13 protein-coding genes, 3 pseudogenes and 1 riboswitch are annotated in these 13,524 nt (G+C 33.5%); of the genes and pseudogenes, 11 read left to right on the top strand and 5 right to left on the bottom strand.

Annotated features, from left to right (window positions below; translation table 11 throughout):
* The first annotated feature begins 563 nt into the window (after positions 1-563).
* Positions 564-1,226, top strand: a complete 663-nt coding sequence (locus PLX19_RS25390; protein WP_272191705.1) for a GAP family protein — start codon at positions 564-566, stop codon at positions 1,224-1,226.
* Positions 1,227-1,473: 247 nt separating this feature from the next.
* Here the strand turns inward: PLX19_RS25390 and PLX19_RS25385 are convergent, their stop codons facing one another.
* Positions 1,474-1,626: a hypothetical protein gene (locus PLX19_RS25385; RefSeq protein ID WP_272191704.1), complete on the bottom strand. Its 153-nt coding sequence runs from the start codon at positions 1,624-1,626 to the stop codon at positions 1,474-1,476.
* Between the two features lie 88 nt (positions 1,627-1,714).
* On the opposite strand from PLX19_RS25385, the pseudogene PLX19_RS25380 reads away from it, so the two are divergent.
* A pseudogene (locus PLX19_RS25380) lies at positions 1,715-2,296 on the top strand (IS6 family transposase); the annotation flags it as partial.
* A gap of 70 nt (positions 2,297-2,366) precedes the next feature.
* On the opposite strand, the pseudogene PLX19_RS25375 reads toward PLX19_RS25380, so the two are convergent.
* Positions 2,367-2,840: pseudogene (locus tag PLX19_RS25375) on the bottom strand (relaxase/mobilization nuclease domain-containing protein); the annotation flags it as partial.
* Between the two features lie 96 nt (positions 2,841-2,936).
* Positions 2,937-3,293 (bottom strand): winged helix-turn-helix transcriptional regulator, encoded by a 357-nt coding sequence (locus tag PLX19_RS25370; protein ID WP_272191703.1) that lies wholly within the window; start codon positions 3,291-3,293, stop codon positions 2,937-2,939.
* A gap of 125 nt (positions 3,294-3,418) precedes the next feature.
* Here PLX19_RS25370 and PLX19_RS25365 point away from each other — a divergent pair, with 125 nt between their 5' ends.
* The 3 genes from PLX19_RS25365 to PLX19_RS25355 all read left to right on the top strand — a co-directional run bounded on the left by PLX19_RS25365 (position 3,419) and on the right by PLX19_RS25355 (position 5,848).
* Positions 3,419-4,141 carry an SDR family oxidoreductase gene (locus PLX19_RS25365; protein ID WP_272191701.1) on the top strand — a complete coding sequence of 241 codons (723 nt, stop codon included), beginning with the start codon at positions 3,419-3,421 and terminating at the stop codon, positions 4,139-4,141.
* Between the two features lie 408 nt (positions 4,142-4,549).
* Positions 4,550-4,657: riboswitch (guanidine-I (ykkC/yxkD leader) on the top strand.
* A gap of 65 nt (positions 4,658-4,722) precedes the next feature.
* Positions 4,723-5,538, top strand: coding sequence for an MBL fold metallo-hydrolase (locus tag PLX19_RS25360; protein ID WP_272191700.1), 816 nt, complete (start codon positions 4,723-4,725; stop codon positions 5,536-5,538).
* A gap of 13 nt (positions 5,539-5,551) precedes the next feature.
* Positions 5,552-5,848, top strand: a complete 297-nt coding sequence (locus PLX19_RS25355) for a cupin domain-containing protein (protein WP_272191699.1) — start codon at positions 5,552-5,554, stop codon at positions 5,846-5,848.
* A gap of 289 nt (positions 5,849-6,137) precedes the next feature.
* On the opposite strand, the gene PLX19_RS25350 is transcribed toward PLX19_RS25355, so the two are convergent.
* A complete protein-coding gene (locus tag PLX19_RS25350) occupies positions 6,138-6,803 on the bottom strand; it encodes a TetR/AcrR family transcriptional regulator (RefSeq protein ID WP_272191698.1) in 666 nt (221 codons plus the stop codon).
* 150 nt (positions 6,804-6,953) lie between these two features.
* Between PLX19_RS25350 and PLX19_RS25345 the strand changes: the two genes are divergently transcribed.
* The 5 genes from PLX19_RS25345 (at position 6,954) to PLX19_RS25325 (ending at position 11,761) form a co-directional block, all read left to right on the top strand.
* Complete coding sequence (locus PLX19_RS25345) at positions 6,954-7,922, top strand: aldo/keto reductase (protein ID WP_272191697.1); 969 nt, start codon at positions 6,954-6,956, stop codon at positions 7,920-7,922.
* Positions 7,923-7,988: 66 nt separating this feature from the next.
* Positions 7,989-8,750 (top strand): SDR family NAD(P)-dependent oxidoreductase, encoded by a 762-nt coding sequence (locus PLX19_RS25340; RefSeq protein ID WP_272191696.1) that lies wholly within the window; start codon positions 7,989-7,991, stop codon positions 8,748-8,750.
* 65 nt (positions 8,751-8,815) lie between these two features.
* On the top strand, positions 8,816-9,661 hold the full coding sequence (locus tag PLX19_RS25335; RefSeq protein WP_272191695.1) for a hypothetical protein: 846 nt from the start codon (positions 8,816-8,818) through the stop codon (positions 9,659-9,661).
* A gap of 185 nt (positions 9,662-9,846) precedes the next feature.
* Entirely contained in the window at positions 9,847-10,344 is a 498-nt protein-coding gene (locus PLX19_RS25330; RefSeq protein ID WP_272191708.1) for a DinB family protein, read from the top strand.
* A gap of 319 nt (positions 10,345-10,663) precedes the next feature.
* Positions 10,664-11,761 carry an MBL fold metallo-hydrolase gene (locus PLX19_RS25325; protein WP_272191707.1) on the top strand — a complete coding sequence of 366 codons (1,098 nt, stop codon included), beginning with the start codon at positions 10,664-10,666 and terminating at the stop codon, positions 11,759-11,761.
* Positions 11,762-12,007: 246 nt separating this feature from the next.
* Here the strand turns inward: PLX19_RS25325 and PLX19_RS25320 are convergent, their stop codons facing one another.
* Complete coding sequence (locus PLX19_RS25320; protein WP_272191694.1) at positions 12,008-12,652, bottom strand: recombinase family protein; 645 nt, start codon at positions 12,650-12,652, stop codon at positions 12,008-12,010.
* A 297-nt stretch (positions 12,653-12,949) separates the two neighbouring features.
* On the opposite strand from PLX19_RS25320, the pseudogene PLX19_RS25315 reads away from it, so the two are divergent.
* Positions 12,950-13,447, top strand: a pseudogene (locus tag PLX19_RS25315) (DUF4158 domain-containing protein); the annotation flags it as partial.
* Positions 13,448-13,524 lie beyond the last annotated feature (77 nt).

Here is a 13,524-nt window from a genome sequence, read left to right as displayed (position 1 = left end):
TATACAGATATCAAAACAGTTTTTATTTATGCAAGCCATGGTATTCCCTCCTTTCTATTAATTTATTCATTTAGATAGTATGTGTTCTAGCCAAAGATGTATATGTAGTTCTTATCAATTTTTCGTTAGAACATGGGGTACAGCCAACGTACTAACATAAAACCCACGCTAAAGAAAATAAATCCCTTTATATCAAGGTTTATAGCGTAACAAAAAGGATTGTTGCAAATAATGTTACGAATTATTTTTGATACAGTATTTTGTTACAACTAAATTAGCTAAATAAAGGCTAACGCTTCTTGAAACCAATGTTGTAACAAAAATGGTCGTTTATGGGATTTTTCCTAAATAGAAAACGGATATTTATGTTAAGATAAAGAAGAAATTGAAAAAAATGTACTTAATCTAGCGAGCAGATTAAGAGAACATAGGTGAAACTTGTATTGTACAGTTTCGTAATAAGAATTACAGTTAATGGAAAGATAAAGTAATTAATAATGGTGAGGAAATTGATTAACATTATTATATTTGAAACGGAATTATACTAAGGAGGACTTTTTCTTTTGGGGACAGATATATTAATTTATTTAGGTGGCCTAGCTCTATTAGATACATTAAGCCCCACAATAATTGGTGTTACACTATATCTTATTTTAACAGATAATGAAAATCTAATAACAAGATTATCATCGTATCTAATTACAGTTATGATATTGTATTTTTCATTAGGTATCATAATGATCTTAGGCTTAGATTATATTACTGATGTATTCTCAAACGCTTTTCAAAATAGAAGGGTTCTTTTTATTATAGGGGCAATTTTATTTGTAGGTAGCTACTTTATCCCTATAAATAAAAAAAATAATATTCCAAAGCCTAAAACTCAAGGTATATTCTCAATAATAATTATTGGGATTGTTACTTTTTTAATTGAAGCAGGTATAGCGTTACCGTACCTTGCTGCTATTGGTATGTTATCGACAACTAATATACCATTTTATAATAAGCTTTCAATTATAGCTGCATATAATTTTATTATGATATTACCAGCTTTATTTATCTTATTAGGATATAAATTATATGGAAGTCGTATAAATTCAAAATTGGTCAATCTTCGAAAGAAAATATCAGCTAATACAAATAAAGCACTATCTTGGATAATATGTATAGTTGGGGTGATATTGATGTTGTACTCTATAGATGGATTAACTATAAGAATCAAATAAAGCTCCCCTTCTGCCTATATAAAACGTGAATAAATGTACTTAAGTTAACATGGTACGTTAGCTTAACAAGCTAAATAAAAAAGTCGAATCCTTATTGTAAAAGGAAATCGATTTTTTCTTTATGGGGTATCGTCACATCGCTATCAAGCTAACAAAACAAAATACCCCCTAAAATGAAAAAATACGCTATTCTTTCTGTAGAATCATAGGAAAGGATGGCGTTTTTGTATGTCTATATAAGTCCTCTTTAAAAAATCGACATGTCTGCACGTTGAATACGACTGAGGATTGCATCAGGATTTTTATCAATAGATTCTATAAATTGATAGATTGAATCCATCAAATGATCAATCGTTTCATGATAACAAGGTTCTGGTGCAAAATTCCAAAACTCTTGCAAGTAATCTCCTAATCTTGGACATACTGATAGTATGCCTTTAAAAAAGGGGCATGATCAGTATGAAAAAGGAAAATTTGTTTAAATAGAAGGATTATCAATTGCTCACACAACCATTATGCGCTGGGTTCATCAATATGGACCCCAACTAGAAGAGAAAGTATGACATCATCTTAAATCAACAAATGATTCGTAGAGAGTCGATGAAACCTATATTAAAGTAAAAGGTCAATGGATGTACTTATATCGTGCAGTTGATTCAGAGGGGAATACAATTAATTTTTATCTAAGTAAATCAAGAGATAAACAAGCAACCAAGCGCTTTTTCAAGAAATCCTTGGCTTTTTCGTATGTTACTAAACCTCGTGATAACAGTAGATAAGAAACCTGCCTATCCTCTAGCGATTCAAGAGTTAAAGGGAGAGAAACATATGCCTGAAGGCATACAACTAAGACAAGTTAGATATCTCAATAATATAGTGGAACAAGATCATCATTTTATTAAGAAACGTGTGCGTTCTATGTTGGAATTCAAGTCATTTAAAACAGCAACCTCTATATTGAGTGGTGTTGAAGCCATGCATATGATAAAAAAGAGACAGATTAATTTACCGAATCAGTCTGTCCAAAACCAAAAAAGTTCATTCACCAAGTGTTTGGATTTATAGCATAAAATACGATTCCGTTAGGAATTTACTATTATTCGTGTCCTTTTTCAAATTTTTGCACCAGAACCTAGTTTTTTATTTTTCATTTTCTTTTTTACGTGGTTGCTGCTGTCTTCGTTGCTCTTGTTTTTCCACTTCTTTTTCTTTTCCTAAACTTCCATAAAGTAAATTTCGTTCTTTTGTCATTAATGACAACTTATAATGCAATTCAGCTTCATCAGTTATATCATAATTCTTTTTCAGATAGTTCATATCACGTTTTGCAACATCATACTGTTTAAATTCATGATAATGTTCTTGTTTAAATGCCATTTTATTTTCAGCTTTTTTATACGCCACGATTAAAGAATGGCTCTTTTTATAAGTTTGGAAACAACCCTTCATTTTCTTTAATCTAAAAATTTCATTATCAATACCTAAAAGTTGCTTTTCAAAGCTGTCAATTAACGCTTCCTTACTTGCTTCAATTTCATCAAGTTCCGAAAGCGAAACATTTAGGTTATATAGCTTAGAGCTCAATTCATTTAAGTAATTAATATTTTGTTTCGTAGGGGTCACCATATCAAAAAAAGAAAATTGTACGTTTAGACACATTTTAGACACAAATTAACCGATTGCCTGTACGTTAAGGAATCGGTTGTTTATTTACTCCTCTTCATACTCACATAACACACGTTCTAAATGTTCCCTCTTTACATGAGTAATTCCCCATTCACAAATCATATCGAGTAAAGGAATAAGGGATAATCCTTTTTTTGTTAGGGAATATTCTACTCGGGGAGGAACTTCTGGATAGACAGTTTTTATAATTAGTCCATCCTTTTCTAGTTCTCTTAATTGTCTGGATAGTGTTTTATGTGAAATATCCTCAATATATCTCTGAAGCTCTCCAAATCGTTTGAGAGGGTTTTCATATAGTTCATACAAAATCATTATTTTCCATTTTCCTTGAATGATTTGCATCGTTGCATCAAACTCATTTAAATATTTTTTTTGATTCAATTCGTTGTCCCCCTTAAATAAGTACCTCAAGGTTACTAAAGGACAACGAGGTGCCTACTTTACCTCAAGTAGCTTCAATTGTAAACTGATTTTACTTAGAAATCAAAGAAGGAGTGAAAATCAAAATGAAAACAGGTTTTATTGCAATTACAGGTGCTTCATCAGGTATTGGTGAGGCAACAGCAAAGAAGTTTATAGAAAACGGTTATAATGTTTTAGTTATAGCACGTCGTGCACATTTGTTAGAACAATTTACAGGTGATCATATAATGAAGGCAAGTGTGGATGTAACAGATAGAGAGGCTTTAAATAAAGTTCTTATGGAAGCTGAAGACAAATTTGGACCAGTTGAAGCAATTGTAAATAATGCTGGGCGTATGTTATTGGGGGATATTGTTAAACAAAATCCTAGTGAATGGAAAGAAATGTATGATGTGAATGTGTTAGGTGTGTTAAATGGAATGCAAGCAGTATTGCCTTCTATGATTGAGCGCCAAACAGGAACTATTATTAATGTAAGTTCTATTGCTGGAAAGAAAACATTCGCTGATCATGCAGCATATGTGGGGACGAAATTCGCAGTTCATTCAATAAGCGAAAATGTTCGTGAAGAGGTTTCGAAGTATAACGTACGTGTTATAACAATTGCGCCAGGTGTGGTTGAGACGGAGTTATTATCACATACATCTGACGAGCAAATTAAAGAGAGTTACACAGAATGGAAAGAGTCTATTCAAGGTGGTCTAAATCCAAACACAGTTGCAGAAACAATTTACTTTGTATTTAATCAACCTCAAAGTGTAAATATTCGAGAAGTTGTACTGGCACAAACAAGACAACAAGCATAAAAATAATTTATCTGATCAATTTCATTGCTATTAAGTTAAGATAAATTTATAAGTTCACTATACGGGATTCTGCTGACAAAACGCGAATATCGTACGCTAAGGATATGCAGGATTTCATGCAGGCACGAGAAGAGTTTGAACTGCCGAATGCTGCTGTGACAGGGATGTATGAAATCCTGCATACAGTTGAGAAAACGGAAGGCTGACAAACTCTTGGTGTGAGTGACTTTCTGGAATTTGATTACTGCTGATAATGTTATGTGAATTTCACATGTATACGGTATACAATAATAACATCCCATTACAGTTGTGAAACTTAACTATGTATATGGATATTTCATATTTATTCCTATACTCTATTGATTTTATTTTATTTTTCAAGTATAGTTATTCAAAATAATAAATATTTAATAAGTTTTCTAGGGTTCCGCAATTTTACTTTCTAATTGGTCAGGTCCGAGAGAAAACGTACGGTAAACTTTACTGTATACACGGAGGGATAAAAGCCCGGGAGATATCAATAAGATGATATTTTCCGGGCTTTTTTTATTCTTAAGGGAAAATAAAGTTGGAGGATAGTTATGATACAATTTAAGAAAAATAATTTAACTGTTTATCAAAGTTCCTTATGGAAGACTACAAGTAATGTGTTTGAGGCTGATGATTTTATATTAATAACAGATCCAACATGGCTACCACATGAAATAAATGAAATTAAATCATATGTAGAACAAATCCGAGATGGAAAAGAACTATATTTGTTATTTACGCACGGTGATTTTGATCATATTATCGGATATGGGGCATTTCCAGATGCAAAAGTAATAGGAAGTATAGGAATGTTAGACCATCCAAATAAGCAGTATAAACTCGGTTTAATTAATAACTTTGATAGTGAGTATTACATCGATAGACCATATCCAATTAAATTTCCAACTATTGATATAGTTATTAAAGAAGATGGGCAACAACTTAAAATAGGTAATACATTAATTACTTTTTACCTTTCACCTGGTCATACTCATGATGGACTATTTGCAATAATTGAGCCACAAGGCATATGGATTACTGGAGACTATTTATCTGATTTTGAGTTACCTTATTTGTTTGATAGTGCTAAAGCCTATCTAAACACTCTAATGAAGGCTGAAAACATTTTGAAGAACCATTTTATTAGTGTACTTGTACCTGGTCATGGGCAATCAACAGAAAATAGAGATGAAATGAATAAAAGGATAGAATTAGCTCGCGAATATTTAAACCAACTCATTAAATCTGTAAAAATTGGTGATAGTCAATTAATCGACCAACTAGGGAAACAAATGAGTTATCAATCAACTTTTACTAAAGAATGCCATGAGAAAAACATTGAAATCATACAAAATGAACTCGTATAAAAAGAGTGATATTATGAACATAGTAAATTTAAAAGAATTAGGTAACTCATTAGAAGTTGATAAAGATCATATATTAAAAGAAATAAATAAAGGAAGTTTTATACTTATTAATCTAAAGGAAAAAGAATATCCTTATGAAGTTCATGAGTCAGCAGAAGAAATGATTATTGCATTTCAAGGGAGTTTTGTACTTGAGACGGAGATTGAAAGTGTGATAATTCCTGAAGGGTCTATGATAACTATCCCTAAAGGTGTAAAACATCGTTTTGGCAATGAGAGCAATGCTCTCATATTAGTAGCATTTGGGTAGTAGGAGTCACTTAATTGTTGGCTGTTTCATTTCACCAAACCCGTATCTCTCGCAAGATTCCGTAAAGCATTTAGAGATGAAAAACCTTGAGTTTCCTGAGCAAATAATTGTAATTCATCAAATACAGAAATTAACATACAAAAACGCTATTCTTTCTTATGATTCTATAGAAAGAATAGCGTTTTTTCCATTTTAGGGGATATTTTGTTGTATTAGCTTGATAGCTTCCAATATGGCCTTTACATGTTAAAAGAAATGGATGCGATAAAAGTGTCAGTTGGTATCTTGTCTATATATAATTCGATACTTTTTGAACAATGTACTGTATTGTGGATTCCATTTTCGAATCATCTATCTCGTCCTTATATTTATGATGAATGATTTGTTGCTTTTTAAGAACGTAATAATCAAACAGTGCTTGATATAAAGTCATATTGTTTTGAATTAAGATTGTAGGTTCAAAGAGCTTCCGCAGTAGTACATCGTCTTGAATAAGGATGAGTACAGGGTTTATAGCGTTGAACACTTCTTTTTTTATATGTTCTTCATAGAATTTTTTTAATTTATGATTTCGTTCGTTTTGAGCTTGTATGATTTGCTCATATAGTACAGGAGCACTATGTTTTAAATCTAATATAAAGGTATCAGATATATAAAAAGCAATGAGTAATGATTGCTCAAATGTTTTTTGAAACCGCTCGCCGAACGGGACTGTTTCTTCAAAAATGGTTTGATCAATACTAGTAATATATTCGGCATAAATCTTGACGATATATTGGATAATATCATCTTTTGATGAGAAATATTTGTACATAGTTGCCTTGCTAATATCCATATAACGAGCAATATCATCTGTTCGTAACGGGCTTATACCTTGTTTTTTTACAATCGGTAATAATTTAGAAATGAGCTTTTTTCTCATTTCTGCTTGATTATCAATATTATTATTTAACATAACAACCCTCCTTGCATTCATTTTATTATAAGTTAGTTTATGGATTTATACAAATTAAACTAATTGAACTAAAAAAACAAAAATAGTTTACTTATTTTTTGGTGTATGTTATTCTCTTTTTACATCATCTTTTTGAAAGAAGGAGAACTTATGAAAAAGAAGCAACTCGGTTCACAAGGTTTAGAAGTAGCAGAAATTGGATTAGGGTGTATGGGAATGTCTGCATTTTACGGTCAAATAGATAAGACAGAGGCGATAAAAACCATTCATCGTGCTGTTGAACTTGGAATTACAATGTTCGATACAGCGGATATTTATGGGTATGATGAGGAAGGAATGGGAACAAATGAAAAACTCGTAGGGAAAGCGTTACAGGGCGTTCGGCATGATGTGACAATTGCAACGAAGTTTGGAGCGATGCGAAATGAAATGCAACACTTAGGATACAACGGTTCTCCTCAATATGTGAAGGAAGCATGTGAATCAAGTTTAAGAAGATTAGGAACAGACTACATCGACTTATATTATTTACATCGCGTTGATCCAAATACACCAATTGAAGAAACGGTAGGAGCGATGGCAAAGTTAGTGCAAGAAGGAAAAGTACGTTATATCGGATTATCTGAAGTAACAGGTGAGCAATTAAAAACGGCTCATGCAATTCATCCTATTTCAGCTGTTCAAACTGAATATTCTCTTTGGTCTCGCGAACCAGAGAAAGATATTTTACAGGCTTGTCGTGAATTAGGTGTTGGATTTGTTCCGTATAGCCCACTTGGTCGTGGATTTTTAACGGGTAATATAACAAGTCGTGATCAATTAACACCTGATGATTGGAGATATTATAATCCACGTTTTTCAGAAGAAGCGTTTGCTTCTAATATGAAAATTGTCGAAGGAATTAAACAGCTTGCGCAAAAGAAAGAATGTACGCCTGCACAATTGGCACTTGCTTGGGTTGTTACACAAGGCGAAGAAATCGTACCAATTCCGGGTACAAAGCGAGTGAAATATTTGGAACAAAATGTGGCAGCTCTTGAAGTTACTTTAACAAAAGAAGAGTTAGCATATTTAAATACGATTGCACCAATTGGTGGCACGATTGGTAATCGATATTAAGATTAATCATCAATTTATAGTTCTTTTACAATAAAATCCATTAAATAAAATCTAGGAGGAATTTATATGAAATATACAGTTATTACGGGTGCTAGTTCAGGAATTGGGTATGAAACGGCTCTTGCTTTTGCGGCTCGCGGAAAAAACTTAATTCTAGCAGCTCGCAGAACGGAAGAATTGGAAAAGTTAAGATTAAAAGTGGCAGAAATGAACGCAGACTTGGATGTTGTTATTCGAACTGTTGATTTATCTGTTACAGCGGACGTTTATGAATTTTACGAAAGTCTTCGTAATTATCAGATTGAAACCTGGATCAACAATGCCGGTTTTGGGAACTATGCTTCTGTGGGGGAACAAAATTTAAACAAAGTCGAGACGATGCTTCACTTGAATATAGATGCCTTAACTATTCTATCTACTCTTTATGTACGAGACTATGCAGAGATTGAAGGAACGCAACTCATCAATATTTCATCAGGAGGCGGATACCTGATCCTTGCCGGTTCTGTGACCTACTCCGCGTCAAAGTTCTATGTAAGTGCCTTTACAGAAGGTTTAGCACAAGAATTGAAAGAAACAGGAGCGGCCATGCAAGTGAAAGTTTTAGCTCCTTCTGCAACTGAAACGGGATTTGCTAAACGTTCTTTGGATGTAGATGACTTCCAATATGAAGGTGCAATTCCTAAATTTCATACTGCAAAAGAAATGGCTGGATTTATGTTAAATCTGTATGATAGCGAAAAGGTTGTTGGTATTGTGAATGGAGAAACGTATGAGTTTCAATTAAGAGACCCGATTTTTCCGCATGTGGCAAGAATAAGAAAATAATTTAGTGTACCCAATTTGAAGTTTTAAATCATAATCAATTCAAATCCTAAAGGAGCGTAAAAAACATGGGGAAATTTACAGACATTCAAAATAATCATTTAGCATTAATACAATACTATCGTTGGTATCAAGTATATGAAGTCCCGTTTAACAAAGCACGTATTGATAATCAGTTAGATATTTTAGCGGATGAAGTCGAAATTTCATCGCAAGCTATAACGACGAAAGGTAAAATGGGTTTAGTAGATAAATTAAGAATGTTTGAAGGATGGCAAAATGCGCATCATGTTGAAAACGCATCAATCAAACAGTTGAACGATGAGGAACTTTCATTAGAAGCAGATATTCTTTATCAAAATATACGCCCAGATGATAGTAGATACAGCTATAGAATTCATTATTCAACAATCCTGAAACTTAGAGAGAACGACTTGCCTCTTTTTACTAAGGTCCATTTAGAGCCAATCGGTACTGTAGAAAATCCAGAATTTACATCTGCCTATGCAGACAATAGAGCAAAATCATTTATGCATTATTGGTTATATTTAATGGAAACAGCATCTGTGAACGGTGACAAATTCAAAGAACTACTAGCAGAACAATTTGAGTTGAATTTAGGTACAGGTTCTAAAATCGATACATTAAAAGGATTTAACGAATGGTTATCAACCGCGCCGAGTCAAGTGAAAGAAAGCGGACATTATCCGAAAAATTTATCAGTTACAGAAAATGTGGATAATACAATACATGTTTCCGTAGATTTTGAATGGGAAGGTATTTCTGTTGATAATAAGCCGATGGTTGCAGAAACACATCATGAATGGGTACTTGAAAACAATTTAGATGAGCGATTTGCTCGTATGAAAATGATGAAAGTAACTCAAACAAAGCCATTTCAAATAGTAGAATAATTTAAGCCTATAGCCTTTTTCTTTTATCTATCACATAAGAAAAAGGCTATAGGCTTGATACGCACAAAAAAACTGTACGTTAAGAAGCCGATGATTCTTGATATTTTTTCTCGTAATGTTCATAAAAGAAACGGAACAATAAAATGAGCAAATTAGAAAATAAAACAGGATGTGAGTCGATTATTATGGAGCAATCAAATAAAGCGTTTAGCGCGGCATTAGTAAAATCGTTAAGGGGAGAACGAGGGCATCTGCCCATCAAGAATGCTTTGTCGGATATAGACATGGCTCTTGCGGGAAAACACAGAGAGGAACTGCCTTATTCTATTTATCAATTAGTGAAACACATGACCTATTGGCAAGATTTTCTCTTATCAGCCGCTCAGGATAAAAAACCTGCACTGCCTGCCCATGTAAGAGAGAGCTGGCCTGAAGAAGAATGTCCTGGCAGTGAGGAAGAGTGGAAACAGACGATTCAGTATTTTCTTCAGGGGATTGAACAGGCCTGCACGATTGCCCAAACTGTTCAATTGGACACCCCATTAGAGAGCTGGCCTGGTGAAACTCCAGGTGGTGTGCTACGCAATATCGCATCTCACAACTCCTACCATTTAGGAGAAATTGTACTGATTCGCAGATTATTTAGTGCTTGGCCGCCGCCAACAGGCGGATATCCGTTTTAAACAAGATTATGGGTTGAACCTTTTCCTTTAAATTGATTAAATAGGTGACTACCTAGCTCCATTATCTTCCTCTTTAGGTGGTAATGATGTTGTAAGTGGATTTCTTGCATACGAGAATTTTGTTTTTTAAACAAGTGGCCGAATAGATTTGTCAGAATATATACAGTTACCATTTCAGTGGCTGCGCGAAGTCAATATTTCTTTGTTAACTTCGAATTCATATGATGAAACGAGCTTTCAGGAATTTGAAGGTGTCGAATAGCTAATACCTAATACCTTTTTCACTACCTCAATAGGAAGGGAATTCATGAAGAAAAAAATGATTAATATATTCATATTTTTAGGTGTAGTATGTATTACAGTTTCATTGTTGTTAAACTTACATCCCGCATTTGGCGGAAACCCAAGTAAAGAACAAAAAGAAGTATATAAAAAAATGAATAATTATGTTAATGGGAAATTTGTCAATCAAATGCCAACAAAGAGAAACATGAGTGCATCTGATATTTTCTCTATGATTAAGGATTCTATTTCAAGTGGTAAAGATCGCAATCCAGTTAGAAATATTCCTCTTTCTCAGATTGACTGGAACAAAATCAAAGGTGAGGAAGATAGTTTAACTTGGTTTGGGCATTCTGCTTTTTTACTTAGTATCGATAATAACAAGATACTCGTAGATCCCATGCTAGGTTCAATTGCTTCACCTGTTTCTTTTGCAGGTAGCAAACGCTATAGTGCAGATGTGTTGGATATTATTAATGAAATGCCGCCTATTGATGCTGTCCTTATTACACATGATCATTATGATCACTTAGATTATCCATCCATAATAAAGCTAAAGAGTAAGGTCGGTCATTTCTTCGTTCCTCACGGTGTAAGTGCCCACTTGATTCGATGGGGAGTTGCAAAAGAAAAAATTACAGAACTAAATTGGTGGGATGAAACAGAGTTCCAAGGTTCTACTATTGTATTGACTCCATCCAAACATTTCTCTGGAAGAGGGATATTAAATCGAGATACAACCTTATGGGGTGGTTGGGTCGTTCTTGGAAAACATACACGTTTCTATACTAGCGGAGATGGTGGTTATGGTGCACATTTTAAGGAAATTGGAAAAAAATACGGACCTTTTGATATCACTTTAATTGAAGGCGGTCAATATGATAGACGCTGGTCTTGGGTCCATATGACACCAGAAGAAGCTGTACAGGCTCATTTAGATGTAAATGGGAAGAATATGATGTTAATTCATTGGGGAGCCTTTACCCTTGCTTATCATGGTTGGACAGAACCTGTAGAACGAGCATTAATAGAGGCAAAAAAAACAGATGTGAACTTAATCACTCCTAAAATTGGTGAAACTGTTTCATTAAGTGGAAAGTTAGTAATTCCTATTTCTTCATGGTGGAAAATGTAAGTTGGGAAAATCAAAACATTGTTTATGCATTATGGTACACATACAGATGTCGGATTGGTAATGAGTGTTTGTGTTGGTTTGAAAACTCCCATTATACTTGTGTTAGGTATCTTAGGTTGATGATTATCGGATGCTTTATCGCGATTATCTACTACATCACCTACCTTCGTTAAAATATACGCTAAGCAAATTTTGATATAAAATGAGCCAAATTTCCTACTCTAAGGAACATTCGGCTCATACTCTTTATTTAGTTTGTAATTTGTTCTCTTCATACTCTTTCAGTATCTTATAAAAAGTATTTTTCTTAAGTTCTAACAGTTCCATAAATTGAACGGCTGTTATTTTTCTATTTTTCCACTTCGGATAAGTTTCTTCTATTATATATAGCTGTTTTTGACTTAATGATGAGAGGTTAAATTGAGGACGCCCTAAATGTTTTCCTTGAGATTTAGCTATCGCAATCCCTTCCGCTTGTCTCTGATGAATTTTTTTTCGTTCTTGATCTGCAACATAGGAAAGCAAAGATAAAAATTGATCTTCCATTAATCGTCCCATGTCACCCATCTCACGGAATTTACGACTATCAAACAGCGTTTCATTTTCTAAAACCACAATATCTGCTTGTAATTCTCTTGTTATGTATTTCCACTCCGTAATTACTTCATCATAATTACGCCCCATACGATCTAAAGCATCTATGTAAACAATATCACCTGTACTCAATATTTTTCGTAATAATTGATACTGAGGACGATCGAAATGTCGTCCACTTGCTTTATCGACAAAAATACGTCGAGCTTCCACACCTCGTTCCATCATTTTATGTAATTGACGTTGTTCATTTTGATCTTTTGTACTTACACGTATATATCCATAAATATTCGCCATGTTTGGTATTCTCCTTACATTTGTTACGGCCATTATACCATTTTCGTTTATAAAGGTATTAATTAAAAATAAACGTTTATAAAACAATTCAATTCACCTTTATAAACTTGATATTCCAATGTTTCATAGATATAGACCTACCGTTTATAAAGGTATACCTTTGTAAACGTTTTTGTGTTTTTTGTGGTAATTGCTAAATTTGATTATTATTATAGAAGTGAGTGAAATTTTTAAAAATTAAAATTATAAGGGAATATTTGCATTCTAAATAAATAATTTACGAAGGGAAATGGGAAGTTGAAAACGAGAGAGCTTCTTACTGCAGAACAAAGGGAATACTTTTATGAAGTTCCTGAGCATATGGACGAGAGAGAAATTCTGCGCTATTACACAATATCTGATGAAGAATTGCAAATTATAAATAAACAACGCGGTGCTGCCAATCGATTAGGTTTTGCCATACAAATTGCTTACTTACGCTTTCCTGGGAGACCATTATCTGCAAATGAAAAAGTACCAGATTTTATTGTACATACGATTGCAAAACAATTAAGAATTTTACCTTCAGCTATAGAGAACTATGCACGTGGACGTGATGCAACTCGGCGAGAACATTTGAGTAAAATCAGAAATACATTAGGATTTCGGACATTTACTTTAAAAGAATATCGAGAGTTAGCACGTTGGCTTCTCCCTATGGCAATGAAAACAGATCAAGGACATCTTTTAGTAGAAGCTCTTATTACAGAAATGAGGAAAAGAAAAATTATTCTACCAGCCATATATGCAGTTGAAGGTTCTGTTGCAAAGTTTCCTACATGAAGCTACACTCTAGAAAACAGGATATAGGAGAATCAGATATGAGGTATTTT

Origin of the sequence: Bacillus sp. BP-3, assembly GCF_028401955.1 — a bacterium.
Lineage (GTDB): Bacteria > Bacillota > Bacilli > Bacillales > Bacillaceae_G > Bacillus_A.
Note: the sequence above shows the minus strand (reverse complement) of the source record. Positions and strands in the feature narration are given on the sequence as shown.

Excerpts from the sequence above, each read along its gene's own strand:
- PLX19_RS25350 (WP_272191698.1), bottom strand. The coding sequence starts at position 6,803 with ATGTTAAATAATAATATTGATAATCAAGCAGAAATGAGAAAAAAGCTC.
- PLX19_RS25340 (WP_272191696.1), top strand. The coding sequence starts at position 7,989 with ATGAAATATACAGTTATTACGGGTGCTAGTTCAGGAATTGGGTATGAA.
- PLX19_RS25345 (WP_272191697.1), top strand. The coding sequence starts at position 6,954 with ATGAAAAAGAAGCAACTCGGTTCACAAGGTTTAGAAGTAGCAGAAATT.
- PLX19_RS25355 (WP_272191699.1), top strand. The coding sequence starts at position 5,552 with ATGAACATAGTAAATTTAAAAGAATTAGGTAACTCATTAGAAGTTGAT.
- PLX19_RS25330 (WP_272191708.1), top strand. The coding sequence starts at position 9,847 with ATGGAGCAATCAAATAAAGCGTTTAGCGCGGCATTAGTAAAATCGTTA.
- PLX19_RS25335 (WP_272191695.1), top strand. The coding sequence starts at position 8,816 with ATGGGGAAATTTACAGACATTCAAAATAATCATTTAGCATTAATACAA.
- PLX19_RS25360 (WP_272191700.1), top strand. The coding sequence starts at position 4,723 with ATGATACAATTTAAGAAAAATAATTTAACTGTTTATCAAAGTTCCTTA.
- PLX19_RS25325 (WP_272191707.1), top strand. The coding sequence starts at position 10,664 with ATGATTAATATATTCATATTTTTAGGTGTAGTATGTATTACAGTTTCA.
- PLX19_RS25320 (WP_272191694.1), bottom strand. The coding sequence starts at position 12,652 with ATGGCGAATATTTATGGATATATACGTGTAAGTACAAAAGATCAAAAT.
- PLX19_RS25365 (WP_272191701.1), top strand. The coding sequence starts at position 3,419 with ATGAAAACAGGTTTTATTGCAATTACAGGTGCTTCATCAGGTATTGGT.